Below are 26,080 nucleotides of genomic sequence, written 5' to 3'. Positions count from 1 at the left end.
ACTACGGAGTAACTGAATTCCCCAGCAAGACCGCAGCAACACCGCAGCAAGTTCCAGGCACGGCAGCATCTGCGCCGTCATTTTTAAAAAAACGGAGACATTCGATGACCAGACTTTCGAACCAACTGATCGGCGCCGGCGTGCTGAGCCTTGGCCTCAGCTTTATAGGCACCGCCGCGTTGGCCGCGCCCAGTGGCACGGTCGCCTTCCTGATGCCCGACCAGGCATCGACACGCTACGAACAGCATGACTTCCCCGGTTTCAAGGCCGAGATGGCGAAGCTCTGTCCCGACTGCAAGGTGCTCTACCAGAACGCCAATGCCGACGTCGCGACGCAGCAGCAGCAATTCAACTCGGTGATCGCGCAAGGCGCGAAGGTAATTGTCCTTGACCCGGTGGATTCCACGGCTGCCGCATCGTTGGTTCATATGGCACAGGGTCAGGGGATCAAGGTTATTGCCTATGACCGGCCTGTGCCATCGACGCCGGCCAACTACTACGTATCCTTCGACAATGAAGGCATTGGCAAGTCGATCGCCGAGTCGCTCGTCCAGCACCTGAAAGACACGGGCGTACCGACATCTAAAGGCGGCGTGCTCGAGGTCAATGGTTCGCCGACCGACGCGGCGGCGGGACTGATCAAGAAGGGCATCCATGCCGGCCTGGCGGGCAGCGGTTACAAGACGCTGGCTGAATACGACACGCCGGACTGGGCGCCGCCCAAGGCCCAGCAGTGGGTTAGCGGCCAGATCACCCGCTTCGGCTCGCAGATCGTGGGTGTTGTCGCTGCGAACGATGGCACGGGAGGCGGCGCCGTCGCGGCTTTCAAGGCAGCAGGCGTGAATCCGGTGCCGCCGGTGACTGGTAACGACGCGACGCTTGCTGGACTGCAACTGATCATTGCAGGCGATGAGTACAACACCATTCTGAAGCCGAGCGAGATCGTGGCGGCTGCGGCGGCGAAGGTGGCTGTCGGCTTCCTGTCCGGCCAAACCCCGAAGGGCGAAACCACGCTCTTTAACACGCCGTCCCAGCTCTTCAAGCCCGCGGTCATCACGTCGAAAAACATCAAGGCGGAGGTCGTCGACAAGGGCTTCGCGAGCGCCAAGGACCTGTGCACCGACCGTTATGCCGACGGCTGCAAGAAGCTTGGCATCACGAACTGAGCTGTCTTGAACTGAACTGCGCAAACTGATCCGGCGCGACGCCGGGCGGGATCCGGCTCGTGCCGGGTCCCTCTACTCTTAATGAGGTATCCGTCCCATGACTGACGACTCCACAACACGATCCAGGCGCGGTGAGCTGGTGCTCAGTCTGCGCAGCGTCTCGAAGCACTTCGGAGCGGTCTCGGCCCTGACGGACATCGAGCTCGACGTGCATGCGGGCGAGGTGGTCGCCCTCGTAGGCGACAACGGCGCCGGGAAATCGACACTCGTCAAGGTGCTTGCCGGTGTACATCAACCGAGCGCCGGTACGATCACGTTCGGCGGCAAGGAGGTCACGCTGTCCAATCCGGGCGCGGCGCTCGATCTCGGCATTGCCACGGTGTTTCAGGACCTCGCGCTCTGCGAGAACCTCGATGTCGTCGCGAATATTTACCTCGGACGCGAACTGAACCCGATGCGTCTCGACGAGGTCGCCATGGAGGTGAAGGCGTGGACGCTGCTGAACGAGTTATCGGCCCGCATTCCGAGCGTGCGCGACGTGGTTGCGTCGCTATCGGGCGGGCAGCGTCAGACGGTGGCGATCGCACGTTCGCTGTTGCTCGATCCAAAGCTGATCATGCTCGACGAGCCAACGGCAGCGCTTGGCGTAGCCCAGACCGCCGAGGTGCTGAACCTGATTGAGCGGGTGCGTGACCGCGGCCACGCCGTCATCATGATCAGTCACAACATGGAAGACGTGCGCGCCGTGGCCGACCGGATCGTGGTGCTGCGGCTTGGCCGTAATAACGGCGTTTTCTATCCCGACTCCTCGAACCAAGAGCTGGTGGCCGCGATTACCGGCGCCACCGAGAACGCCGTGTCGCGCCGCGCCGGCCGTCGTCAAGCCGAACAGAGCGTCTAGACCCAAGGAACGATCATGAGCAACGAAATGCAAGGCACTCCGCCGCGTGAAACGCAAGACGCGCCTAAGCCGGCCACGCTCCTCGACCGCAGCGATGTCCGCGTCAAACACGCGACCGGGGTCGGCGGCGCCGTTTCCGCCTTCGTCGAACGGGTGCGCTCGGGCGATCTGGGGTCGCTGCCCGTCATCGCGGGCCTCGTCATTATCTGGACCGTGTTCACGAGCCTGAACCCGGTATTTCTCTCCGCTAACAACCTCGTGAATTTGCTGTTCGACTGCTCGACAGTCGGCGTGATTTCACTGGGTATTGTCTGCGTGTTGATGGTGGGGCAGATCGACCTCTCGGTGGGTTCGATGAGCGGTTTCGCTTCGGCGCTCGTAGGCATGCTCTGGGTCAATCATGGCTGGCCCGTGCTGTTGGCCATTGTCGCGGCCATCGCGGTGGGCGCGTTCGTTGGCGCTATCTACGCGGTGCTGCTGAACCGGCTCGGCATGCCGAGTTTCGTCGCAACGCTGGCAGGGCTGCTCGCGATCCTCGGCATGCAGTTATACGTGCTGGGCGCCACCGGATCGATCAACCTGCCCTACGACTCCGCGCTGGTGAATCTCGGGCAACTCATCATCATCCCCGCCGCCATTTCGTACCTTCTCGCGCTGGCGCCTGGCGTCGTGATGATGCTGCTTGGATTACGTACCCGTGAGCGCCGCCGCGCGTCCAACCTCTCTGCACCCTCGGTGGGCAGCCTGCTCGTGCGCAGCGTGGCGCTTACCGTTTTGCTTGAGGCTGTGGTCGTGTACCTTAACCAGGGACGAGGCGTGCCGCTTATGTTTGGCGTCTTCCTCGGCCTCGCGGTGGCGATGGACTACGCGCTCAAGAGGACACGATGGGGCCGGTCGATGAACGCAGTCGGCGGCAATCACGAGGCCGCGAGGCGGGCCGGCATCAATGTCAGCGGCATCTATATGAGCGCCTTCGTGCTGTGTGCCAGTTTCGCCGCGCTTGGCGGCGTGCTGACCGCGGCACGGCTCGCCTCGGCCAGCCAGCAGGCCGGCAGTGGCGACGTGAACCTCAACGCCATTGCAGCAGCGGTGATTGGCGGTACGAGTCTTTTCGGCGGCCGCGGCAGCGCCTATTCAGCAGTGCTGGGCATTATCGTGATCCAGTCGATCGCAAGCGGCCTGACGCTGCTTAATCTGTCGTCCTCGCTGCGCTTCATGATCACCGGCGCGGTGCTGGCGATTGCGGTGATCGTCGACTCGCTTGCCCGGCAGTCTCGCGTCTCGCATGGCCGTGCGTAAAATCCGCAAACTTGGAGAGCAGTAAATGACTGACATGATGAAGGGAAAGGTTGCCGCCATCACGGGAGCGGCGTCGGGTATCGGACTGGAGTGCGCGCGCACGCTGATCGCGGAAGGGGCGAAGGTGGTGCTGGTCGACCGCGCCGGAGACAGGCTCGCGCAACTGTGCGCGGAACTGGGGCCGAACGCGTTCCCGCTGGTCGTGGATCTGCTGCAGCCGTCGGAGGTTTCCGGAATGCTGCCGAAGATCCTCGATCTTGCCGGCGGCCTCGATGTCTTCCATGCCAACGCCGGCGCGTACGTTGGTGGTGAAGTGATCGACGGAAATCCGGACGAGTGGGATCGCATGTTGAACCTCAATATCAACGCTGCGTTCCGATCGGTCCACGCCGTGCTGCCGCACATGGTCGCGCAGAAATCGGGCGACATCATCTTCACAAGCTCTATCGCCGGGATTGTCCCGGTTGTGTGGGAGCCGATCTACACCGCCTCCAAATTCGCGGTGCAGGCATTTGTCCATACGATTCGGCGTCAGCTTTCCAAGCATGGTGTGCGGGTAGGCGCGGTGGCTCCCGGCCCGGTTGTCACGGCGCTGCTCGACGATTGGCCGAAGGCGAAGATGGACGAGGCGCTTGCCTCGGGCAGCCTGATGCAGCCCAAGGAGGTCGCCGACGCGGTACTCTTCATGTTGACGCGGCCGCGCAACGTGACTATCCGCGATCTCGTGATCCTTCCAAACAGCGTTGATCTCTGAAACGCGTTGAAGGACGCGCAAAAGAGGCGAGCCCGGTTTGTGTGCGATGCGGCTCGCCATCCACCTTGGACGCCCCCATAACAAGCATCTAGCAGGCAGTGAGCCATGACAGCAGAAAACCCGACCGCCAAAGCGACAGACAGCACGCGCGATGCGAAATATGTCGTTGGCGTGGACGTCGGCACCGGCAGCGCCCGGGCCGGAATCTTCGACCTTGCCGGCCACATGATGGCCACGGCCAAGCGTGACATCACCCTGTATCAGGCGAGTGGTTCCATCGTCGAGCAATCGAGCGGCGAGATCTGGAATGCCGTCTGCGATGCCGTGAAGGATGCGCTGTCGCAAGCCGCGGTGTCAGCGGATCAAGTCGCCGGCATCGGCTTCGACGCCACCTGTTCGCTCGTCGTGCTGGGCGAGGGCGGCCAGCCCCTGGCCGTGGGTCCCTCCGAGCAAGCTGAGCGCGACATCGTCGTGTGGATGGATCACAGGGCCGTGGCGCAGGCAGAGCGCATCAACGCGACAGGACATGAGGTGCTGAAATTTGTTGGCGGCAAGATATCGCCGGAAATGGAGACACCCAAGCTGCTGTGGCTCCTTGAGAACAGGCCGAGCGTCTTTGCTGCGGCATGGCAATTTTTCGACCTGACCGACTTCCTGACGTGGCGCGCGACCGGGGACCTGTCCCGATCCACCTGCACGGTGACCTGCAAATGGACCTACCTCGCGCACGAACGGCGCTGGGACGAAAGTTACTTCCGTAGCGTTGGCCTGGGCGTGCTGGCGGACGAAGCCTTTGCTCGCATCGGCCAGAGTGTTGTCGATCCGGGAACGCCGTTGGGAGGCGGGCTAACCGCGAATGCCGCCGCGGAACTCGGCCTCCGAGTCGGAACGCCGGTTGCAACAGGCGTGATCGATGCCCACGCCGGCGGGATCGGCACAGTGGGCGCTGACGGTAAGTCCGAAGCCAACCTTGGCTATGTCTTCGGCACCTCTTCGTGCACGATGACCACGACTCGCAGCCCGGTCTTCGTACCCGGCGTATGGGGTCCCTATTTCTCGGCGATGGTGCCGGATGCATGGCTTAACGAAGGCGGTCAATCGGTGGCGGGCGCCGCGATCGAACATCTTCTTTCGATGCACCCCGCGACGCCCGATGCCCGGCAACAAGCTGAGCAGGCGGGTCAGTCCTTGCCGGTGATGCTCGCTACGCTCGCGGAGCAGGCTGCCGATAGTTTGTCGGAAGCCGTGTTGCTGGCGAAGGGCTTGCATGTCGTCCCGGAGTTCCTGGGAAACCGTGCGCCGTTCGCCGACCCTCACGCACGCGCCGTGATCGCGGGCCTTGGGATGGAGAGCGACCTGGACAGTCTGGTCGCGTTTTATATCGCCGGCATTTGCAGTATTGGATACGGCCTTCGTCAGATCATCGAAGCGCAGACCGTAGCGGGCGCTCCGATCGAGCGAGTGGTCATCAGCGGCGGCGCAGGACGGCTCGATCTCGTCCGGCAATTGCTCGCGGACGCGACCGGAAAGCCCGTGCTGGCCACGCAAGCGGAAGAGCCGGTTTTGCTAGGCGCCGCGATGCTAGGCGGCGTGGCTGGCGGCTTGTTCGATAACGTGCGCTCGGCGATGACCCGGATGTCGCATATCAGCAAGACCTACGAGCCGGCTATAGGCGATATTGCGGCACTGCACGAAGCACGGTATCAAGCGTTCAAGCAGTTGCAGAGCATTGCCAGAGAGATCCGCTAAAAGCGGCGCGAAGGTTAGCAGTCGACACAAACTGCCTACTGACGCAGCGTTCTAATCCATCACACTTAAGCCCTCGCGAGAATGCCAACGGTAAGACGCTGGCATCCTCGCTCAGCGCATCTGTCTCATTTCGCGACAGGTTCTTTAGCCGCCGCCAGACCAAGCGTCCGATTCTGCGACAGTGGTCGAATTCCTCACGCTCACCACGCTGGCTGTCCACGCAGCAGATTCCTTTTGCCTGTAGGCGCCAAGCCTCTGTTTATGGGAAGTCCGTGTCATCGGCATGGAGATTGCATAACGGTCAGCGATAACGTAAGCGATAAAAAAACGCGTAGGAAGAACCGGCAAGCCTGCCTGCAGCGTCCAGGGCCGGCAAGTTCCCATGCAAGCGGTCAAGCCTTTAAAAGGAGACGAAACGTGAAAGCTGCAGTGCTGCATGAATACGATGAATCATTGAGCCGTGACGAGTTCGTGCGTTACGAGGATGTTGCTGATCCGAAGATCGGAAAGGCCACTGACGTGATCGTGCGGATTGGCGGCGCGGGTGTTTGCCGTACCGACCTGCACGTGGTCGAAGGCATTTGGCGCAGCAAGGTTGACGTGGCGTTGCCCTACATCATGGGCCACGAAAACGCGGGCTGGGTCGAAGCGGTGGGCTCCGCCGTGGAGAGCGTCAAGGTGGGCGACGCGGTGATCTGCCATCCGCTCGTGACTAGCGGTCACTGCCTGGCATGCCGGCGCGGCGACGACATGCATGCAACCGACAGTAGTTTCCCGGGCATCAACGCCAATGGCGGATACGCCGAATATCTCCTGACGGGTGAGCGTTCTCTGATCAAGCTGCCGAAGTCGCTGGCGCCCAAGGACGTCGCGCCTTATACCGATGCCGGATTGACCGCGTACCGCGCTGCCAAGAAGGCCTCTCGCCATTTGCTGCCCGGCCAGTTTGCGGTCGTGATCGGCGCCGGCGGCTTGGGACACATCGGCATCCAGGTGCTGAAGGCCTTGTGCGCTGCGGAAATCATCGTGGTCGACCGCTCGGACACCGCGCTGAGTCTGGCGAAGGAATGCGGCGCGGACCATACGGTCAAGGGCGGTGGCGACGAAGTGGAGAGCGTGCTCGCGATGACCGGCGGCAACGGCGCGGAGGCGGTCATCGATTTCGTCGGTGAAGGTGACGCGATCGCCAAGGGGCTCGCCATGACGCGTAACGGCGGGTTCTATTACATCGTCGGATATGGCGGGAAGATCGAATTGCCGACCATCGACATGATCACCAGCGAGAAAACAATCGTCGGCAACCTGGTCGGCACTTATCCGGAGCTGGTCGAGTTGATGGCGCTGGCTGATCGCGGACTGGTGCATCTGGCGACGAAGGAATATCGCTTGAGCGATGCGAACCAGGCGCTCAAGGACTTGCATCACGGCAAGATCAGGGGCCGCGCGGTGCTGATTCCCTAGTGAGCGACGTAATTTAACCGGACTAGGGAGGGCGCCGTGACGCCGCAGCAAAATTCATTGCCGATTCCTGAACGCGTTCGCCTGGTCATTGCATTGACCGAGGTGAATTCCCGGTATTTGCGGGGCGAAAATCGCTGTGCCGGCGCGGAGATCGAGTTGGCATGTGCGCTGGCGTGCGAGAAGCGCGAAGGCGTAACGCCCGACCGGACGCGGGACATCGTGCAACTGCGAGCGCGGCTGGACGCATCACAAAACGAATTGCTGGCCATTGAAGCCGAGCGCGACTGGCTTGAAAACGAGCTCGCGAATTTCGACACGGCAGAGCCCAACAAGAAACCCGGGGAGTGGCAATGAATCGAATTCCGGTCACTGTGCTTACCGGGTTTCTCGGCGCAGGCAAAACCACGCTGCTCAATCGCATCCTGAGTGAGCAGCATGGCCGGCGCTATGCGGTGATCGTCAATGAATACGGCGAGCTCGGCATCGACGGTGCGCTGGTGGTGAGCGCCGAAGATGAGGTGATCGAGTTAAATAACGGCTGCGTATGCTGTAAAGTGCGCGGCGACCTGATCCGCGTAGTGTCCGGACTGATCAAGCGCAAGGGCGGTTTCGACGGCATCCTGATCGAGATGTCAGGGCTGGCGGACCCGGCGCCCGTGGTCCAGACATTCTTTATTGACGATGCCATTCGCCAGCGCACGCGGCTCGACAGCGTGATTTGCGTAACCGACGCGCTGCACCTCCAGGCATGTCTGGCCGACAGCCGTGAGGCCGCGGAGCAACTGGCACAGGCAGACATCGTACTCCTGAACAAAACTGATCTCGTCGATGCGAACGGCCTGGTTTCGGTAGAGACGGCTATCCGAGGCATCAACCCCACTGCGGAGTTGCTGCACAGCGTCCGCTGCGCGGTGCCGCTGGCTTCGCTGCTTGATCGGGGCGCGTTCGATCTCAAGCGCCTGCATCTTTCAAACTCTTACGACGATGCAGACGAGCGGCCCTTCCGCCATATATCCGTTGGTCCCGGCCGGCATAGTCATGGCATAGATTGCGTGTCGCTGCGTGTTGAGAAACCGCTGGAACGCAGCCGTTTTCTTTCGTGGTTGCAGCAACTGGTGGTCGAGCAAGGGCAGGATCTGCTACGGGCCAAAGGGATTGTCGACCTGTCGGGATCGGAGCGTCGTTTCGTGTTCCAGGGCGTGCATATGACCATGGATACGGACTTCGACCGGCCGTGGCGGCGGGATGAAGTACGCGATAGCAGGCTGGTGTTTATCGGCCGCAATCTTGACCGGCTTGGCTTGCGGGAAAGTATCGGCCATTGCCAGACCGACTCATGAATGCGCCGCCGCCTCTGATCGAGTTGCTCGGAGCCTATTGGATGACGGAGGCCCCCGTTGTCGCGCTAGCGTGGGACTTTCCCGGTCGCAATGTGGGATTTGCGCTGGGTGACGGCACGGTGGCGCTCGCGGCCGGGGAATGGCCCGGCGGTCCGGCGCTCAAGCCCCGCGAGGGCGGTGGCGTCGAGTTCGTGCAGCCGCGCGAACCGCCGGCGCCGGTCGCCCGCTTCAGCGTGCATGACGGCACTTGCCTCGCGCTTGCCGCGGATCCTGAAGGCGGTTTTCTCAGCGGCGGAGATGACGGGCGTCTCGTCCATCTGAAGGCGGATGGTACGAGCAATGTGCTCGTCGATGCCGCTGGTGAGTGGATCGATCTCGTGGCAACAAGCAGGACCGGCCGTGCCTATACGACTGGCCGCCGGGTGCACTGGCTGGGCGCGAAACCCGCTAGTCTGGCGTTAATGGGTTCGGCAACCGCACTCGGCTTTAATGCCTCCGGCGACCAGTTGGCGATCGCCCATCACGGCGGCGTCACGCTATGGCCCGTCGACACCCATGTTCCCCGCTTGCTCGCATGGCCCGGCTATCACCGCAGCGTGGCATGGAGTCGCGACGGCCGTTATATCGTGAGCGGCATGGAAGAGAATGCCCTGCACGGGTGGCGCCTGCCGGACGGCGGCGACATCGAGATGGGCGGTTATCCCGGGCAACCCAGGTCGTTATCGTTTTCGGCAGATGGCCGGGTGCTGGTCACGAGCGGCGGTCCGCGCGCGGTGTGCTGGCGATTCGATCCTCCCGGCGGGGATTCTCAACCCAAGGAATGTGGCATTACGGGCAAGACGCCGGTCACTGAGGTTGCTTGTCATCCCACGCATCCACTGATTGCCGTTGGTTATCACAATGGCGCGGTACTGCTGTGCCAGTCGGGCGGCAGTGATTCGCTGTTCGTCAAGGGCGCTGATGGCAGCCCTGTGAGTGCCATCGCCTGGTCGCCCGACGGCGGAAGGCTCGCGATGGGCACTGAAGCCGGCGCGATTGGCCTCGTATCGTTGCCCGAGGCGCTGTTTCATTTCGCAAGCCCGCGATGACGGGACAGACAACATCCACTACATAAAGAAGGAGACAACCATGAGCAATGAACAGCTTACGAAGGACCAGTTCTTCGAGCGCCTGGGAGCGATTGGCGACGAAATGACCGCGGCTTACGGCAAGGACTTCGCGATGGGCGCTCTGGTGCTCGCCGCACGTTTTATCGCCGAGAAGAAACCGAATGGCGACGTTGATGCCTCTCCCCAGAGCGTGATCTATACGGGCGAGAAACGTGGAGGCGTGGGGCTGTAAGCGGTTTGTGCTGAGTTGATCAGAAGGGGATGCTGCAAGGCCGGAGTCCGGATTAAATATTTTGGCATCCTGATTGAGCGGACGATTTCAAGTTGCCGCCGGGTGGCCTCCAACGTCCTCTGAATTGCAACGCACGGTAACCATGATCGTCCCAATATCGGACAGATCCGCTGAAAGCGAATGTCGCATAACAAAACAGAATGAGCTGCCCGCGTCCCGCTCACACAACGCCAAATATCGCACAGCCTTATGAGGCGGCCTTAGAGCCTCGTTGGCATGCTAATCGCTCTAGAAGTACAGATCGAGACCCACGTGTCGATGATCCGAAGTACACAAAAACCGAAGTACACAAAAACGACAGGAGGCATGGATCGTGAAGACTGGACCGGGAACGCCGTCTGTTCAGCACTCCCGAACCAATGATTTGTTCGCGACCGTGACCGCCGGCCTGTGTTGTTGATTGTTGACTCTGGCCGTGGCATCAACCGGCCCTGCCCGTAGCGCCGCCGTACAACGGTGAAATAAACCGCTGAATACGACGGTGAATCGTGAAATGGAAAAGGAGAGCTCAATGTCTGACGGATTAACCCTCAACAAGATCACGTCCCAGCGCGGGATCAGTATCGGTGAAGCGGCACGCCGCGTTGCCGACCTCGGCTGGACGCCCAGTTACGTTCAGGAGGCGATGACCTTCCCGACCGACTACAAGATCAGCAAGGCGCCGCGCGACCCGATGAAACAGGTGCTGCGCTCCTATTTTCCGATGCAGGAGGAAAAGGATAACCGCGTCTACGGCGCACTTGATGCCGCGTTGCGCGGTGACATGTTCCGCAACGTGCAGCCGCGCTGGGTCGAGTGGATGAAGCTGTTCCTGGCGATCATCCCCTTCCCGGAAATTTCGGCGGCGCGTTCAATGGCGATGCTCGGCAGACTCGCGCCCGGAGAAGAGCTACGCACGGGTTTCACCATGCAGATGGTCGACGAGTTCCGGCACTCGACTATCCAGATGAACCTCAAGAAATGGTACATGGAGAACTATATCGATCCGGCCGGGTTCGATATCACCGAGGCGGCATTCGGCAAGTGCTATGCAACCACGATCGGCCGTCAGTTTGCCGAAGGGTTCCTGACGGGTGACGCAGTCACGGCGGCGAACGTGTTCCTGCAAGTGGTCGCAGAAACGGCGTTCACCAACACGCTGTTTGTCGCCATGCCTTCGGAGGCTGCGCGTAACGGCGACTATGCATTGCCGACGGTGTTCCTCTCCGTGCAGTCCGACGAAAGCCGCCACATTGGCAATGGCCATTCGCTGGTGATGTCGGTCATCAACGATCCGGACAATCACCTGTTGCTCGAGCGCGATCTTCGTTACGCCTTCTGGCAGAACCATGCCATTGTGGATGCGGCCATCGGCACGTTCATCGAGTACGGCACCACGGATCGGGATAAAAACAAGGAGTCGTATGCGGAGTTGTGGCACCGGTGGATCTATGAGGATTACTACCGTACCTACATGCTGCCGCTCGAAAAATACGGCATCAAGATTCACCACGATGACGTTGGGGCGGCGTGGGATCGGCTGGTCAAGAAGAATTACGTCCACAAGGTCGCCCAGTTCTTCTCGGTAGGCTGGCCGGTCAACTTCTGGCGTATTGAAGCGCAGACAGAAAAGGACTTCGAGTGGTTCGAGCATAAGTACCCGGGCTGGTACGCCGAATTCGGCGACTACTGGAAGTGGTACGCGAAGAAGAGCATTCCCGGCGAGACGAACATGCTGTTCGACCAGGAAAACGGCTATGTGTACCCGCACCGTTGCTGGAGCTGCCTCGTGCCGTGCCTGATCCGCGAAGACTTTGTCGTCGATGAAGTCGATGGTCAGTTGTTCACATATTGCTCGGAGTTGTGCCACTGGACCCACAAGGTAGCGTTCGCCTCGGAATACGAAGGGCGGCCGACGCCGGCCATGGGACGCTTCAGCGGACGTCGCGAATGGGAAGAGTGCTACCACGGATGGGATCTTGCCGATTGCATCAAGGATCTCGGTTTTGTACGCAGCGACGGCAAGACCCTGGTGCCGCAACCACATCTCCAGTTCGACGACAGGAACATGTGGACCCTCGACCATGTTCGCGGGCACGTCATCCAGAGCCCGATCGTCCTCCTGCGGGGGATGACGCCGGAGCAGCGCGAGAAGCACATCGCTGAATATCGAGCCGGTTTCAAGATCAATCCGGTGAACTGACGAAGCGATGCCGTCCGGGAGTGGCTGGTAACGACCGCTTCCGGACGGATCAGGGGGAAACGATGAGCAGCATGACCGATGTGCAATGGAAGAGGGAAGCCATGCCGGAGACAGTCGACTACCAGACCGTTCATATAGTGCGATTCGAGCCTGTTGGCGTCGAGATGGAGGTCGCCGAGGGCGAGACCGTGCTCGATGCCGCGTTTCGTCAAGGCATCTCGGTGATGCACGGATGCAAGGAAGGACAATGCAGCAGTTGCAAGTCCCTGCTGATCGAAGGCGACGTCGAGTTGAAGAAGTACTCAACCTTCGCGCTGCCTGACTATGAACGTGAGACGAATCACATCTTGTTGTGCAGGACGCTCGCGTTCAGTGACCTGACGGTGGAACTGCTGAACTACGACGAAGACCTGATGCGCCGCTCAATCGCGGTGAAGGAATTCGGGGCGACGCTGACAAAGATCAGCGCGCTGACGCACGACATCAGGCTGCTCGAGGTGGAACTGGACCAGCCGCTGCGGTTCTGGGCCGGTCAGTACGTTGACCTGACTATTCCGGGGCTGGACATCACGCGGTCTTTCTCCATGGCAAGCGTACCCAGCGAGCCAGGCGGTCAGACAAGTCTCGCGTTCATCATCAAGAAGTACCCCAATGGCGCGTTCTCTTCCCAGCTCGATGACGGCCTCAAGCCGGGCGACCGGCTGGTGGCGAAAGGACCGTACGGCACCTGCTTCCGGCGGGAAGAACAGCCGGGGCCCATGGTGCTGGTGGGCGGTGGTTCCGGCATGTCTCCCCTGTGGTCGATCCTCAACGATCTGGTCCAGAGCGGCGAGCAAAGGCCGGTGCGATTCTTCTACGGTGCCCGTACCCGTCGCGACTTGTTCTATATCGACGACTTCGCCGCGCTCACGGAGAAGCTATCCGACTTTCGCTTTATCCCCGCGCTTTCGCATGCTGAAGCAGGCGATGACTGGACCGGCGAGACCGGCTTCATTCACGAGGTGCTCGCACGGACCTTGCGCGAGGAAGGGCTTGCGGGCGAGATCGATGCCTATACGTGTGGCCCGACGCCGATGATCGACGCGGTCATGCCTGTGCTGCAAATGGCCGGTGTTTCGCCCGAGCGGCTTTATTTCGACAAGTTCACCCAGGCCGTCCGCTAACCGGCGCCCCAGCCGGTTGCAGACCCGAAGTTCCGATAAATGAAGGACGAAGGAGGAGCGACATGAGCACCACGATAGAGCAACCGGCACCGCTGGCATCAGGCGCGGCCGGCGCGGCCCAGTTCGCTGGCTGGGACAGCCGCAAGTACAACTACTTCGAGCCGAAGGGCCGCAAGGCGTCCCACTACGAGGACATGACGGTCGACGTCCAGCCGGATCCGAAGCGCTACCTGCTGCAGGACTGGATCATCTCGTTCGCCGATGGCACGCCGACCTATTCGGAAACGTGGACCGCGGCCAAGTGTACGGACTGGCACAAGTTCCGCGCAGTCGATGAGGAGTGGGAGCGTACCCACTATCAGCGCCAGTCCACCATCATCGGCATGATCAGCAGCGCGATTGGCAATGCCCGGCGCTCGGGCGCGGTGAAACGCTTCGACAAGACCTGGCTCAAGTTGCTTGAGCAACATCTTGGCGCTTACAAGCATGCAGAGTTCGGCCTGGGTACGGCGACCATGCACGCGCAGCGTTATGGCGTGACGCAGATGATCAACAGCGCCATCCTCACCAACGCATCGTACAAGCTGCGCTTCGCACAAGACCTGACGCTATACCTGGGTGAGATCGCACTGGACGCGCCGAATCTCGACCTCGACGCCGGCAAGGCTCACTGGCTGACGGACCCGATCTGGCAAGACACGCGCCGGGCCATAGAGGCTATTGGCGGGGCGACCGACTTCCTTGAAAAGTATTTCGCGGTGAACGTGGTCTTCGAGCCGCTGGTGGCCGACTTGTTCCGCAGCGGTTTCATCATGCAGATGGCCGCATCGCAGAACGACTTCCTGACGCCTACGGTGGTTTCCGCGGCCGAGGGCGACTATGAGCGCAACCTCGCCAATGCAGTGGAGCTGTTCCACATGCTGGCGAACGACCCGAAGCATGGGGACGCCAACCGCAAGTTGTTCGGCGAATGGCTCGAAAAGCACGGCGCCCTCGCGTCTGAGGCAGCGAAGCGGCTGCAGCCGATCTGGTCGATCCCGCATGTCAAGGTGGTGCAGTTCAACGACTCTTTGAACAGTTCGATCGAGCGAGCCGAAATGATTGCCCGGGAGATCGGCATTCATTTCCCGCTGACAATCCGGGCCTGAACCATCCCTTGGCAATTTCTTTCAATTTGAGCTAACCGGGAAGAGGAGTACACGATGTCAGTGCATACCGACAACATCTTCAAGTCGATGAAGGACGTTCGTTTCGAGCAGACCATTTCCCATCAGTGCGGCGTCACCATGAACGATAGTGTCGAGGCACGCGCTATTGCAGAGTTGATGGCGCATAAACCCGGCATCACGGTCACCTACCTGCCCGCGATGATTCGTATAGACGGGCAGGGAAAGATCGAGTTCAAGATGAGTGAGATCAGCGAGTCGCTGGGCCGCGAGATGACGCCGCATCTGTTCGAGATCTCCACTTCGACCCACTACGGGCGAATGGTGATGATTGACGACGACACCGTCGCGCTGTTCGGCAATATGGACGACGCCATGGCTTACGAGTGACCCCAGGCCCCAACCGTACTGCAACTCGCGACCGGCTTTGCAAGACCTTTGCGGGACATGTTGACCGGTCGCTTTTCGCATAACCATGGAGACAATGTCATGTATCGAACCACGGACGGTGAAGAGATCTTCATCATTGACGGGCACGTCCATCTTTGGGACGGCAGCAAGGCCAACTTGAAGAACGTGCATGGCCAGCAGTTCATTGATTGCTTCTATGCTTACCATTCGAACCTGAGCCCCAAGGAGTATTTGTGGCCCAAGGAGAAGTTCGACAAGTACGGTGAAGAAGCCATGTACGAGGACTTGTTCGTCAAAGGCTACGACGACATGGCGATCTGCCAGCCGACATACTTGACGGACTTCTACAAAAACGGCTTCAACACGACCGAAGCAAATTATGTGTTGAAGGGGAAATATCCGCATCGGTTTATTGTCAACGGCGCGTTCGATCCGCGTGACGGCGAGGCCGGGCTCGATCGCCTTGACGAGTTGTCGGAGAAGTACAAGATCCAGGGCGTCAAGCTCTATACCGCCGAATGGCGCGGTGACAGCAAGGGTTACAAGCTCTCGGACCCCGGCGTGCAGAGGTACTTCGAGCGCTGCGAAAAGCTGGGCATCAAGAACGTCCACGTCCACAAAGGCCCGACAATCCTGCCGCTGAACCGCGACGCCTTCGACGTGGCCGACGTCGACGACGCAGCGACCAGCTTCCAGAACCTGAATTTCATTGTCGAGCATTGCGGCTTGCCGCGTCTGGACGATTTCTGCTGGATCGCGACGCAGGAAACCAACGTGTATGGCGGTCTTGCGGTGGTGCTGCCGTTCATTCACACGCGCCCCGAGTATTTCGCTCATGTGATTTCGGAACTGCTCTTCTGGATTGGTGAAGACAAGATCCTGTACGGCAGTGACTACGGCATTTGGTCGCCGAAGTGGTTGATCGAGAAGTTCATGGCGTTTGAACTCCCGGAATCAGTCAGCAAGGAAACGGGCGTTCAACTGACGATGACCGCCAAGAAGAAAATTCTTGGGCTCAATGCTGCACGCCTGTATGGCATCGATATAGATGCGCAAAAGAAGTTGCTGGCCGAGACGCAGCAGACTGCCACGGTATGACCATCATGGCTGCCATTGCTGCGGTGGACCGGACCGCGGAGGTGTGGGCGCGGCTAGAGTCCGTCATCGATCCCGAACTCGATGAGTCGGTGACGGAACTGGGTTTCGTCACCGGTGTCGAGGTCGACGCCGGCGGCGACGTGAAGGTCGATTTCCGGTTGCCGACCTACTGGTGCGCCGCCAATTTCGCTTTCTTGATGGCCGACGACATGCGTATTGCCGTCGCAGCCTTGCCGTGGGTGGGGAGGGTCACGGTGGGGCTCGGCGAGCACATGTATGCCGACAAGATCAATCACGGCGTCGCGGCGGGGCATTCGTTCCAGGCTACGTTTGGAGATGAAGCCAATGGTGAGGAACTGGAGGAAGTTCGCCGGATCTTCATGGTCAAGGCTTTCCAGCGACGGCAGGAAGCGCTCCTGACTTATCTGCTCGATCACGGGCATGAACCGGCGGTGTTGCTGCAGCTAACGGTGGTCGAACTTGCCGCGCTGCCGAGCGATTCCGATGGTCGCCGCTTGATTGCTCGCTATCTGGAGCGGCGCCCGGTCATTGGGTCGGATGCGGACGAGACGGCCTTCGTCGACCAGGATGGTGCCTTGCTCAATGCCGCGCAGATCCACGCTTATCTTCGCGCCTTGCGGCGGGTTGGCGTCAACGCCGAATTCAACAGTGCGCTGTGTCGCGGGCTACTGGCCACGCGATACGGCACGGAATGCGCACCCCAAGTGGAGGTCAAGCCGGTACATTTCGTTCGCTCTATCAGCACAGCCAGATCAAACTAAATTGATTTGTTATCCGAATCAATCATAAAAGGGAGACGCACAACCATGCCGAATATCATGTTGCACGACGACGAGGCCCGCTCCGCTCTGGGCCGCGGCGTGGCCAAGCTCGCCAAGGCGGTACGTGGCACGCTGGGTCCCCGTGGGATGAATGCAATCATCGACCGGCCGATCGGAACGCCGATCATCTCGCGCGATGGCGTGAGCATTGCCAACGAGATCGAACTGGAAGACGTGTTCGAAAACATCGGTGCGCAGGTTGTCAGGGAGGTATCGAAGCAAACCAACGAAGTGGCTGGCGACGGCACTACGACAGCGACTGTCCTGGCTGATGCACTGGTTCAGGACGGCCTTGCCTGTCTCGCCGAAGGAGCCAACCCGGTTGAGCTGGTGCAGGGCCTCGAAGCCGCTGTGACCGAGGTTATCGCCGCGCTCAAACGTTCGGCGACGCCGCTGCAAGGAAGCGACGAGGTGCGTGCCGTTGCTATCGTGGCGGCTAACGACGAGATTACGGGCGCAATGGTCGCTGAAGCACTGGAGCGGGTTGGTCCCGACGGCATCGTCGACGTCGAATTTGGAACGACGGTTGAAACACGTCTGGAAGTGGTCGACGGCATGGCCTTCGATCGTGGTTACCTGTCGCATCATATGGTCACGGACCTCGAGAGAATGCAGGTGGTACTCGATAACCCGTTCATCCTGATGACCGATCAGCGGTTGCAGTCAATGGAAGAGGTGGCGGCAATCCAGGCGCTCATAGCGCAAAGCAAACGCCCGCTGCTGATCATTGCGGAAGAGGTGGCACCTGCGTGTGTGGTCGGTCTGCTCGCGTGGCGAGACAACGGCGGAGTTCCGGTGGCGGCCATCCATCCGCCCGAATACGGGCACTGGCGCAAGGCGATGCTCGAGGATATTGCGATTGTCACGGGGGGCCGTGTGATCGCGCGTGACCTGGGTGGAAAACTGGAAACCACGGAACTGCGCGATCTGGGGAGCGCCCGGCAAGTGCGCATCTCGGCCAACCAGACCATCATTACTGCCGGGGGCGGCGATCAGGTCGGCATTGCCGCGCGTCGCCAGCAGGTTGCTCGCCAGTACGAAATGGCGCCGGAAAATGTTGAGCGGGACAAGTTCCAGGTGCGCCTCGCCAAGTTGTCCGGGGGCACTGCAATGATCCTGGCGGGCGGCGCTACACCCGTCGAACAGAAGCGCCGGGTTCACTTGATCGAGGACGCGATCAACGCGGCGCGTGCGGCTATTGCCGAGGGTGTCGTTCCCGGAGGAGGGATGGCTTTACTGCGAGTGTCCTCCGAACTCGAAGGGATCGTTTCAAGGACCCAGGGGAGTGTCCAGCAGGGCGCGAGACTGCTGCAACGGGCGCTGATGAAACCGCTCTTTCACATCGCGACAAATTGCGGGCTGAACGGCGAGGCGATTGTGGCCGAGGCGGTGCGTTCGAAACCGGGCATGGGACTCGATGCGCGCACAGGTGCATTCGTGAACCTGGTGGAGGCGGGGATCATCGATCCGGTGAAGGTCAGTTATAGCGCGGTGCGAAATGCCGCGTCGGTGGCAGGTTTGATCCTGACAACCCAAACGCTGATTGCGAAGAAGCCGGAGACGATCGATCCTACGGCCGGACCTGCGCTTGGCGGTGGCGCCGAATTGTTCGGCCGGAAATAATCGGGCTGTGACCGGCGTCCATGCGGAGGCCGGTCGGGGAAATTTCAGTAATTCGGTATCCGAAACAGATCGTAGCGTTTCTTTTTTAAGGGAAGCCGGCAGAGGTACTTGGCCGGCTTCCCTCGTTTTTTTGATTCCCAGCTTACAACGCTTCAAGCGTATTTCACGTGAACGCGTGGCTTGTCTAACTGTGCCTTGTAATAGCGGGCTATTACATCGATAAGCCGTGAGTCGTTTTCTCCGAAAATATGCTGCCAGGGACGGGACTATGTCGGCAATGTGTCTTGCAAAAGAATAGTTGGGCAGGCCGTGTTTTCCCGAGCGGACCTGGTCAAAAGCTAGGCATATACTAGTCCGTGGTGTTGCTGCCAGCTTACAGAATTGCATAACGAAAAAAGCGCCAGCTGCAACACCAGAAAAGCGAGTCACGACGAAGCCTGCCTTAAAGGGGTTTCGCGTTGGCCAATCGCATTGGAGGAGACTTGTGGCGAGACACCAAATTGAGAGTGCATCGGTTCCTGGCCATCAGGCCGTGATGCATGAGCTAATGTCGCAGGCGCAGCGCGCCGACATCCTCCACTCTGACCGCGACACCATGCGCGCATGGGAGCGTTTCCTGGCGGGCGAGTCCTCTGTGGCGGTTCCTTCGGCCCTCATTGCATCGTGGCAACGTAGTCTGGAGTCCGGCGTTAATCCATCTGCGAGTCTCGCGCCGTTTGCGGTACATGGCGATGCTGTCGAGGCTTTGCGGTGGCGTCATCGGGAGTTGCTGGCGGCGTCGGACCGGTTGTTTGCCGCAACGGCGGATCTCTTCGCGGATTCCGGCTCCATGCTGCTCCTGACTAATCAGGATGGTGTGATTCTTAAAGCGGCCGGGGACCTTCGCACGTTGACGGCCGGCGAGAAGATCCATTTGACCACCGGCGGCGACTGGCGCGAAGCAATGGCGGGCACTAACGGCATTGGGACCGCGCTCGCGACCGGCGAGCCGACGTACATTCATGGTTCAGAGCATTTCTGCGAAGGCATCAAGTCATGGAGTTGCGCGGCGGCGCCGATTTATGAACCCGGTACCGGCTCGATCATAGGTGTCCTCGATATTTCCGGACCGCCATCGACTTATCAGATCAATAACCTGACGTTGGCGATAACGGCGGCGCGCCAGATAGAAATGGTGCTGGCCGAGCAGTCCGCGCGCCAGCATATGCGTCTATTGGCGTTTTGCCTGCAGCAGCTTTCATCCTGCGATGCTGCGGGGATGATCGCTATCGACCGGCGCGGCCGGCTCGTTCACACGACAGGCAGGGTGCCGCTTCCCGTCGCCATAGGAGAGCGGTTCCCCGGGATGGATGAGAGTTCTGCCGTGGAGGACTGGGCCCGGCATTTACCCCAGGGTTTGCGTGCTGAATGGTTCAGCCCGGTTGTGGTGGAAGGCAGCACGATCGGCGCAATGCTGGTTGTTCCCGCGATCCGGTCGCGATCCACGCACAAGCGGACGGCAGAGCGTATCAACGCGTTTGGGAGCGCGGCGGGACATCAGGATGGAGGCCAGGGTGGAAGCGAACCCGGCAGCGAGGCTGACCCGCAGCGGAACTGTTTCGCCCAGATACTCGGGCAGAGCGCGCCGATGCTTGCCGCGGTCAATCGAGGTCGCCAGCTTGCGCGCAGGCGCGTGCCTGTGTTGATCGAGGGTGAGACCGGAGTCGGCAAAGAGTTGTTCGCGCGGGCAATACATGGCGAGGAACGTGGGGGCGGAGCTTTTGTCGCTTATAACTGCGGGGCGGCGTCGAAGGAACTGATTGGCAGCGAGTTGTTTGGGCATGTGCATGGCGCATTTACCGGGGCGACTGCGGAAGGCCGGCCGGGCCGGTTTGAACTGGCGCACGGCGGAACCTTGTGTCTCGATGAAATTGGCGAGTTGCCGCTCGAATTGCAACCTGTGCTGTTGCGAGCGCTTGAGGAGGGGGTGGTTTATCGATTAGGGGACACGCAGCCACGTCGCGTTGATGTCCGTTTGCTGGCGATGACTAATCGTAATTTGCATGACGAAGTAAAGTCAGGGCGGTTCCGTGGCGATCTTTATTACCGCATTAGTGTTACTCGCATACGGATCCCGCCGCTGCGCGAGCGGGACATCGACATTGATCTTTTGGTCGAGCATTTCAACCGTCGGTTGGCGCTTCGGCATGCGGTTCCTGTGAGACGGCTGAACCCCGACGTCATGGCGGTGCTGCGCGCGTATTCCTGGCCGGGCAATGTCAGGGAGATGCGCAATATCATTGAGAACTTGCTGTTGACTTCGCGGGAGGAGGAGATCGGGCTCGACGAATTGCCTGCGGAGTTGCTTGCCGAGACGGAGACTGTTGGTGTGGCGGAGCCGGTGTTGCTTCAGTCAACGAGTCTGGAAGACACGGAGCGCGCGGCTATTGCTCGCGCGGTGTATGGCGCTCATGGGAATCTTGCGCAGGCGGCGCGTTCGCTTGGGGTTTCTCGGAGTACGTTGTACAGGAAGATCGAGGTTTATCAACTCGAGGGGATTGTTAAACCGGTTGGTGAGTGAATGGTGCGAGAGGGGGCAGTTCTTGCGGTCCGGGTTGGTGCCAGGTGGCTAGGTTCTTGCGGTAGCGGTCGGGGTCAGTGCTGGGTTGCACGGGTTCTGCGTTAGCGGTCGGAGTCAATGCCGGGTTGCTGCTTTTTAGGTTTTTGCGGGTTATGTGTTGGCTGATCTCTTTATCACTATTAGCCACTGCGCGTGGCGGCGCGTCATTTCTTTGTCCAAAGCGACAAAGAAACGAAGCAAAGAAAACGCTTTTAACAGCTCTACCCTAAGTGTCCACAGCGTGCAGTTTCTATTCATGGGTGCCCCAAAAGCACGGTGCTCGCCAGAGCCACGGATGTGTGAACCCCTCTTTCTCCGAACACGGATACCCCACGCTTCGCCACCAGTGTTTGAACCTGCCCAAGGGACACCCCGCGCTATCCGCGGAAAACACCCCATCAAATAGGTTCGCATACCGAATCATATAGGAAACCAGACAAGAAGCTGGGTTATTGAAACGGGTGGGACTGTACGCGACGAAAATGTTGCATTGGCTAGGAAACGCCTACCAAAAATGAAGCGGTCAATTTGCCTACAGCCTCAAGGTACTTCACGGAAGTAGTACACGGCATTGCTGGGCAGGCCACGCAACTAACCCGTATGAACTCAAGAACTGAACCGTTTTCATGAGCACGGCTTTGCAAACTGCGGCTAACTGATCAAACGAAACGGAACTGCAAATAGGTGTGGGGCCGAGCGGGTTTGCTTGGCAATAGTGCTTGCCCGAGAGCGTACGGGGCGAAGCGTTTTACTGTCAGGATTCGCGAGAAGGAGGGTTTCAAACATCCGTAGCTCTGGCGAGCACCGTGCTTTTGGGGCACCCATGAAATGAAACTGCACGCTGTGGACACTTAGGGTAGAGCGGTGAAAGCGTTTTCTTTGCTTCGTTTCTTTGTCGCTTTGGACAAAGAAATGACGCGCCGCCACGCGCAGTGGCTAATAGTGATAAAGAAATCAGCTAACACTAAATGCGCGAAGACCTGGAAAGCAGCAACCCGGCAATGAATCAGACCGCTAACGCAGAACCCGTGCAACCCCGCACTGACCCAGACCGCTACCGCAAGAACCTAGCCACCCGGCACCAACCCTGACCACAAACCCCAGAACCCCGACCTCAACCCCGACCATATCCGGCGCCTGATTCGCCAAAATCATCTTCTTGACGGATTGTATGATAGACATATAATAAGTTAAAAAACCCGCACCGAAAAAAACGGGCAGCCGGCATCGATCCGGCAAAAAAACCAGCTACAAACCAGGAGACAAATGTCGATGCTAGCCGAAGCAAGTATTGGATATCGCCTTGACCGGTTGCCGCTCTCGCGTTTTCACTGGCGACTACTCGGCCTCGTCGCCGCAGGCATGTTCTTTGATTCATTCGACATTTACATCGCCGGTGCCGTACTAGCGACCCTCATCCACAGCGGCGAATCAACACTTCAACTCAACGCGGGTTTCGTCTCCGCAACCTTCATCGGCATGATGGCCGGCGCCTGGCTGTCAGGCCTGCTCGGTGACCGCTTCGGCCGACGCTTCTCCTATCAGTTCAACCTCGGCGTGTACGGATTCGCATCGATTGCCGCCGCTTTGTCCCCGAATATCTACTGGCTGATTTTCTTCCGCCTGGTAATGGGCCTTGGCATGGGCGCCGAGATCGTGGTCGGCTACGGCACGCTCAGTGAATTCATACCAGCATCGTGGCGCGGACGCTTCGGCACCATCCTGAACCTGATCATCAACACGTCGCTGTTCTTTTCCACCTTCATCGGATGGCTCATCATTCCCCATTACGGCTGGCGCTGGATGTTCGCCATCGCAGGCGTCGGCGCACTGATCGTCTGGTTCCTGCGCAAGTCGATGATGGAGTCGCCGCGCTGGCTGGCATCGCGAGGGCGCACCACGGAAGCCGAGGAAATCGTGACGCGGATCGAGACGGCTTGCGGAGTGACCCCAGGCTCACCGGACTATCCGCACGTGACCGTGGACCTGCTGTCGCGTGACACCGCTCCCGAAACACCCGCGCGGTTGGCTGACCTGTTTTCGCGTCGGCTCATCAAACGCACGATCACCGGTATCACGGTCCTGATCGGACTGTTCACGGTCAATTACGCATTCGTCAGCTGGATCCCGACCTTCCTGGTCAAGCAGGGACACAGCGTCTCCAACTCGCTAGGCCTGACGACCTTGATGTTCGCAGGCGGCCCGCTGGGCTCGTTGATCGCCTTCGGACTCGCCGAACGCCTGGGCAGGAAGTGGGGCATTGTCGCGTTCTCCCTAATCGGAATTGTTTTCGCCGTTGCATATCCGTTCGCGCAATCGCAGGTCATGATTACGGCTTGCGGTTTCGCGATTACCGCGTGCATCTACGTGCTCTCATCGTTCAGCGTGGCGAGTTACGTCCCCGAACTTTTCCCAACAGAAGTCCGCTTGCGCGGCTCGGGTCTGTGCAACACGATCGGCCGCGGCTTCAACATCCTGGTGCCGTATCTCGTCGCCATGGCGTTTGCATCGTTCGGCATCGTTGGCGTGGTCTCGATGATCGCCGGCACCCTGCTGCTGCAAGCGCTAATCGTGGCGGCCATTGGACCGGAAACCAAGAACCGGTCGCTCGAAGAGATCGCCGGGGCAGCAACAGTCGAAACGCCGTCCGATGCGGACACGACTCCGGCCACTGCACTCAAATAGCTTTCATTCGAAAGCCAACTCAAAGCAACTTGCATCGCAAGGAATTCCTGTCATGCCAACGCTTGAAAACTATCGCATCTTCGCAGTGAAGTACGCGCACCACGCGCGCCGTTCCACCGAGAACTTCATAGGCGGTGATTCGCACGATGTCCCCATGCCACTCGATTATTTCGTGTGGGCGGTCGTCGGCGAGTCGCGCACGTTCATCGTGGATACGGGGTTCGACACCAGCATGGCGCAGCTACGCGGCCGCACCATTACCAATCCGGTCGAAGAAGGCCTGAAGCGGATCGGCATCCGGCCGGAGTCGGTGGACGATGTCATCCTCACGCACATGCACTACGACCACGCAGGCAATCGCTCGCTCTTTCCGAAGGCGCGGTACCACTTGCAGGACAAGGAGATGGCCTATTGCACGGGTCGCTGCATGTGTCATCACGCACTGAGTCATCCATTCGAACCACAAGACGTCACCGCGATGGTCGGCCGGGTGTTCGAGGGACGCGTGGAGTTTCACGATGGCGATTCGCAACTCACGCCCGGCCTGAGCGTGCATTGGGTCGGCGGTCATTCGAACGGCCTGCAGGTCGTGCGCGTTCACACGGAACGTGGCTGGGTCGTGCTTGCCTCCGACGCCTCCCACTTCTACGCGAACATACGCGAGAACCGGCCGTACCCGATCGTCTACAACGTCGGCGACATGCTGGAAGGCTTCAAGACTGTCATGCATCTGGCGGACTCGCCCGATCATGTCGTGCCGGGGCATGACCCCGAAGTACTCAAGGTCTACGCGCCGCATGACCGCGAAACCGAAGGCTGGATCGCACGCCTGGATGTGGCGCCGGGCGTGGGGTCACGTTAGTCGCCCCTGATTTCTATTCTTACCCGACGGAGAGCAGCACCATGATTGTAGAAATGCGCGTTTACCACTGCTTGCCGGGCCGTTTACCCGCCCTTCAGGAACGTTTCAGCACCACGACACTAGGCTTTTTCGAAAAATATGGCATCGAACAAATCGGCTTCTGGACCACGCTGATCGGGCCCAGCAATCACACGCTCACCTATCTGCTGAAGTGGCAAAGCCTCGCCGAACGCGAGACCAAGTGGAATGCGTTCCAGGCCGATCAGGAATGGATCGCCAAGCGCGCGGCGAGCGAGGCCGAGAAGATGATCGTCGAGCGAATCGAGAATGTCTTTCTCACACCGACAGCTTTCTCCGCATTGAAATAAGGCAGGGAAAACCCGAATCAATTGTCTATCGACTGATTGTCATACAATCGGATAGACTTATTGCATGGACGCGGCGACACATCGCCGCCTGTCAACTTTGAGTTCTATCGGAAAGGCAAGGCAGATGACGCGACCGCAACGGATTGGTTTTATCGGGCTGGGAATGATGGGCGCGCCCATGGTGCACTGCTTGGCGAAAGCGGGCTTTGAACTCTTTCTCGCCGATGCCGACACGGCTCGTTCGGATGCGCTCGCGAAGGAAACTGGCGCGGTGCAACTGGATGCGAACAACGCCGCATCGCTTGATGTCCTGATCACCATGTTGCCGAATTCGGCAATCGTGGAAAGCGTGCTGCTCGATGGCGATTCCAAGGCCTGGGCGCGTCTTTTGCCCAAGGGCGCGGTTGTGATCGACATGAGTTCATCGGAGCCGGAGCGTTCGCGCAAGCTGGGCGCTACGCTCGAGGAGATGGGGCTCGACTATCTCGATGCACCTGTTTCCGGCGGTGTGAAGAAGGCGAAGGAGGGCACGCTCGCCATCCTCGCCGGCGGTGACGCAGCGGTCCTTGCGACCTGCAAGTCCGTACTCGAAGCAATGGGCGAGAGTGTCCTGCATATCGGCACGGCGGGCTCCGGGCACGCAGCGAAGGCGCTGAACAATTACGTCTCGGCAGCAGGCCTGATGGCGACGGTAGAAGCGCTGCACATTGCAGAGCGTTTCGGAATCAACCCGGCTGCGATGACAGATGTGCTGAATGCATCGACGGGGCGCAGCAATACCTCGGAGAACAAGGTCAAGCAATTCATGCTCTCGGGTTCGTATGCATCCGGCTTTGCCTTGCAGTTGATGAACAAGGATTTGAAGATCGCGCGCGCATTGTCCGAAGCAGTGGGATATCCCATGAAGCTCGGCATGACGTGCACGACAGTCTGGGACGAGGTGTCTCGACGCTCGACGCCCGCAACGGATCACACCGAGATGTACCGGCTGCTGGCAAGCGACGATTAAA

General features: G+C 59.9%; 22 protein-coding genes. All 22 read left to right on the top strand.

Features of this window, described 5'->3' with window-relative positions:
• Positions 1 to 104 precede the first annotated feature (104 nt).
• The 22 genes from ACMX25_RS31385 to ACMX25_RS31280 all read left to right on the top strand — a co-directional run bounded on the left by ACMX25_RS31385 (position 105) and on the right by ACMX25_RS31280 (position 26,079).
• Positions 105 to 1,166: an ABC transporter substrate-binding protein gene (locus ACMX25_RS31385; protein WP_414953804.1), complete on the top strand. Its 1,062-nt coding sequence runs from the start codon at positions 105 to 107 to the stop codon at positions 1,164 to 1,166.
• A gap of 97 nt (positions 1,167 to 1,263) precedes the next feature.
• Positions 1,264 to 2,067 (top strand): ATP-binding cassette domain-containing protein, encoded by an 804-nt coding sequence (locus ACMX25_RS31380; protein WP_414953803.1) that lies wholly within the window; start codon positions 1,264 to 1,266, stop codon positions 2,065 to 2,067.
• A 15-nt stretch (positions 2,068 to 2,082) separates the two neighbouring features.
• Positions 2,083 to 3,366, top strand: coding sequence for a sugar ABC transporter permease (locus tag ACMX25_RS31375; protein ID WP_414953802.1), 1,284 nt, complete (start codon positions 2,083 to 2,085; stop codon positions 3,364 to 3,366).
• Between the two features lie 25 nt (positions 3,367 to 3,391).
• Positions 3,392 to 4,120 carry an SDR family oxidoreductase gene (locus ACMX25_RS31370; protein ID WP_414953801.1) on the top strand — a complete coding sequence of 243 codons (729 nt, stop codon included), beginning with the start codon at positions 3,392 to 3,394 and terminating at the stop codon, positions 4,118 to 4,120.
• 105 nt (positions 4,121 to 4,225) lie between these two features.
• Complete coding sequence (locus ACMX25_RS31365; RefSeq protein WP_414953800.1) at positions 4,226 to 5,869, top strand: FGGY-family carbohydrate kinase; 1,644 nt, start codon at positions 4,226 to 4,228, stop codon at positions 5,867 to 5,869.
• Between the two features lie 417 nt (positions 5,870 to 6,286).
• The gene (locus ACMX25_RS31360; RefSeq protein ID WP_414953799.1) at positions 6,287 to 7,330 is read left to right on the top strand and encodes an NAD(P)-dependent alcohol dehydrogenase; all 1,044 of its coding nucleotides are present in this window, start codon (positions 6,287 to 6,289) and stop codon (positions 7,328 to 7,330) included.
• Between the two features lie 36 nt (positions 7,331 to 7,366).
• The gene (locus ACMX25_RS31355) at positions 7,367 to 7,684 is read left to right on the top strand and encodes a hypothetical protein (RefSeq protein WP_414953798.1); all 318 of its coding nucleotides are present in this window, start codon (positions 7,367 to 7,369) and stop codon (positions 7,682 to 7,684) included.
• Entirely contained in the window at positions 7,681 to 8,670 is a 990-nt protein-coding gene (locus ACMX25_RS31350) for a CobW family GTP-binding protein (RefSeq protein WP_414953797.1), read from the top strand. The genes ACMX25_RS31355 and ACMX25_RS31350 overlap by 4 nt, the downstream gene beginning before the upstream one ends.
• Before the next feature lie 41 nt (positions 8,671 to 8,711).
• On the top strand, positions 8,712 to 9,758 hold the full coding sequence (locus ACMX25_RS31345) for a WD40 repeat domain-containing protein (protein WP_414953796.1): 1,047 nt from the start codon (positions 8,712 to 8,714) through the stop codon (positions 9,756 to 9,758).
• Between the two features lie 40 nt (positions 9,759 to 9,798).
• Complete coding sequence (locus ACMX25_RS31340) at positions 9,799 to 10,011, top strand: hypothetical protein (protein WP_414953795.1); 213 nt, start codon at positions 9,799 to 9,801, stop codon at positions 10,009 to 10,011.
• Between the two features lie 571 nt (positions 10,012 to 10,582).
• Positions 10,583 to 12,253 (top strand): aromatic/alkene/methane monooxygenase hydroxylase/oxygenase subunit alpha, encoded by a 1,671-nt coding sequence (locus ACMX25_RS31335; protein ID WP_414953794.1) that lies wholly within the window; start codon positions 10,583 to 10,585, stop codon positions 12,251 to 12,253.
• A 71-nt stretch (positions 12,254 to 12,324) separates the two neighbouring features.
• Positions 12,325 to 13,416, top strand: a complete 1,092-nt coding sequence (locus ACMX25_RS31330) for an NADH:ubiquinone reductase (Na(+)-transporting) subunit F (RefSeq protein ID WP_414953826.1) — start codon at positions 12,325 to 12,327, stop codon at positions 13,414 to 13,416.
• Between the two features lie 62 nt (positions 13,417 to 13,478).
• On the top strand, positions 13,479 to 14,564 hold the full coding sequence (locus ACMX25_RS31325) for a ferritin family protein (protein WP_414953793.1): 1,086 nt from the start codon (positions 13,479 to 13,481) through the stop codon (positions 14,562 to 14,564).
• A 54-nt stretch (positions 14,565 to 14,618) separates the two neighbouring features.
• Positions 14,619 to 14,972 (top strand): MmoB/DmpM family protein, encoded by a 354-nt coding sequence (locus ACMX25_RS31320; RefSeq protein WP_414953792.1) that lies wholly within the window; start codon positions 14,619 to 14,621, stop codon positions 14,970 to 14,972.
• 99 nt (positions 14,973 to 15,071) lie between these two features.
• Positions 15,072 to 16,091 (top strand): amidohydrolase family protein, encoded by a 1,020-nt coding sequence (locus tag ACMX25_RS31315; RefSeq protein ID WP_414953791.1) that lies wholly within the window; start codon positions 15,072 to 15,074, stop codon positions 16,089 to 16,091.
• The gene (locus ACMX25_RS31310; protein ID WP_414953790.1) at positions 16,088 to 16,873 is read left to right on the top strand and encodes a metal-sulfur cluster assembly factor; all 786 of its coding nucleotides are present in this window, start codon (positions 16,088 to 16,090) and stop codon (positions 16,871 to 16,873) included. Before ACMX25_RS31315 ends, ACMX25_RS31310 begins: the two co-directional genes overlap by 4 nt.
• A 45-nt stretch (positions 16,874 to 16,918) precedes the next feature.
• Positions 16,919 to 18,556 carry a molecular chaperone GroEL gene (groEL, locus tag ACMX25_RS31305; RefSeq protein WP_414953789.1) on the top strand — a complete coding sequence of 546 codons (1,638 nt, stop codon included), beginning with the start codon at positions 16,919 to 16,921 and terminating at the stop codon, positions 18,554 to 18,556.
• A 484-nt stretch (positions 18,557 to 19,040) separates the two neighbouring features.
• Positions 19,041 to 21,116, top strand: a complete 2,076-nt coding sequence (locus ACMX25_RS31300) for a sigma-54-dependent Fis family transcriptional regulator (protein ID WP_414953788.1) — start codon at positions 19,041 to 19,043, stop codon at positions 21,114 to 21,116.
• A 1,311-nt stretch (positions 21,117 to 22,427) separates the two neighbouring features.
• Complete coding sequence (locus tag ACMX25_RS31295) at positions 22,428 to 23,840, top strand: MFS transporter (protein ID WP_414953825.1); 1,413 nt, start codon at positions 22,428 to 22,430, stop codon at positions 23,838 to 23,840.
• Positions 23,841 to 23,892: 52 nt separating this feature from the next.
• Positions 23,893 to 24,702, top strand: a complete 810-nt coding sequence (locus ACMX25_RS31290) for an N-acyl homoserine lactonase family protein (RefSeq protein ID WP_414953787.1) — start codon at positions 23,893 to 23,895, stop codon at positions 24,700 to 24,702.
• Positions 24,703 to 24,743: 41 nt separating this feature from the next.
• Positions 24,744 to 25,070 carry an NIPSNAP family protein gene (locus tag ACMX25_RS31285; RefSeq protein WP_414953786.1) on the top strand — a complete coding sequence of 109 codons (327 nt, stop codon included), beginning with the start codon at positions 24,744 to 24,746 and terminating at the stop codon, positions 25,068 to 25,070.
• 124 nt (positions 25,071 to 25,194) lie between these two features.
• On the top strand, positions 25,195 to 26,079 hold the full coding sequence (locus tag ACMX25_RS31280; RefSeq protein ID WP_414953785.1) for an NAD(P)-dependent oxidoreductase: 885 nt from the start codon (positions 25,195 to 25,197) through the stop codon (positions 26,077 to 26,079).
• Position 26,080 lies beyond the last annotated feature (1 nt).

It is taken from the genome of Caballeronia eucalypticola (genome assembly GCF_047608185.1).
GTDB lineage: Bacteria > Pseudomonadota > Gammaproteobacteria > Burkholderiales > Burkholderiaceae > Caballeronia.
The sequence above is the reverse complement of the archived record's forward strand: the minus strand, read 5'-3'. Positions and strand labels throughout refer to the sequence as shown.

Bases quoted from the DNA above. Each gene is read 5' to 3' on its own strand.
- ACMX25_RS31310 (WP_414953790.1), top strand. From the start codon at position 16,088: ATGACCATCATGGCTGCCATTGCTGCGGTGGACCGGACCGCGGAGGTG.
- ACMX25_RS31375 (WP_414953802.1), top strand. From the start codon at position 2,083: ATGAGCAACGAAATGCAAGGCACTCCGCCGCGTGAAACGCAAGACGCG.
- ACMX25_RS31290 (WP_414953787.1), top strand. From the start codon at position 23,893: ATGCCAACGCTTGAAAACTATCGCATCTTCGCAGTGAAGTACGCGCAC.
- groEL (WP_414953789.1), top strand. From the start codon at position 16,919: ATGCCGAATATCATGTTGCACGACGACGAGGCCCGCTCCGCTCTGGGC.
- ACMX25_RS31365 (WP_414953800.1), top strand. From the start codon at position 4,226: ATGACAGCAGAAAACCCGACCGCCAAAGCGACAGACAGCACGCGCGAT.
- ACMX25_RS31335 (WP_414953794.1), top strand. From the start codon at position 10,583: ATGTCTGACGGATTAACCCTCAACAAGATCACGTCCCAGCGCGGGATC.
- ACMX25_RS31330 (WP_414953826.1), top strand. From the start codon at position 12,325: ATGACCGATGTGCAATGGAAGAGGGAAGCCATGCCGGAGACAGTCGAC.
- ACMX25_RS31345 (WP_414953796.1), top strand. From the start codon at position 8,712: ATGACGGAGGCCCCCGTTGTCGCGCTAGCGTGGGACTTTCCCGGTCGC.
- ACMX25_RS31325 (WP_414953793.1), top strand. From the start codon at position 13,479: ATGAGCACCACGATAGAGCAACCGGCACCGCTGGCATCAGGCGCGGCC.
- ACMX25_RS31350 (WP_414953797.1), top strand. From the start codon at position 7,681: ATGAATCGAATTCCGGTCACTGTGCTTACCGGGTTTCTCGGCGCAGGC.
- ACMX25_RS31280 (WP_414953785.1), top strand. From the start codon at position 25,195: ATGACGCGACCGCAACGGATTGGTTTTATCGGGCTGGGAATGATGGGC.
- ACMX25_RS31295 (WP_414953825.1), top strand. From the start codon at position 22,428: ATGCTAGCCGAAGCAAGTATTGGATATCGCCTTGACCGGTTGCCGCTC.
- ACMX25_RS31370 (WP_414953801.1), top strand. From the start codon at position 3,392: ATGACTGACATGATGAAGGGAAAGGTTGCCGCCATCACGGGAGCGGCG.
- ACMX25_RS31380 (WP_414953803.1), top strand. From the start codon at position 1,264: ATGACTGACGACTCCACAACACGATCCAGGCGCGGTGAGCTGGTGCTC.
- ACMX25_RS31285 (WP_414953786.1), top strand. From the start codon at position 24,744: ATGATTGTAGAAATGCGCGTTTACCACTGCTTGCCGGGCCGTTTACCC.
- ACMX25_RS31340 (WP_414953795.1), top strand. From the start codon at position 9,799: ATGAGCAATGAACAGCTTACGAAGGACCAGTTCTTCGAGCGCCTGGGA.
- ACMX25_RS31315 (WP_414953791.1), top strand. From the start codon at position 15,072: ATGTATCGAACCACGGACGGTGAAGAGATCTTCATCATTGACGGGCAC.
- ACMX25_RS31385 (WP_414953804.1), top strand. From the start codon at position 105: ATGACCAGACTTTCGAACCAACTGATCGGCGCCGGCGTGCTGAGCCTT.
- ACMX25_RS31320 (WP_414953792.1), top strand. From the start codon at position 14,619: ATGTCAGTGCATACCGACAACATCTTCAAGTCGATGAAGGACGTTCGT.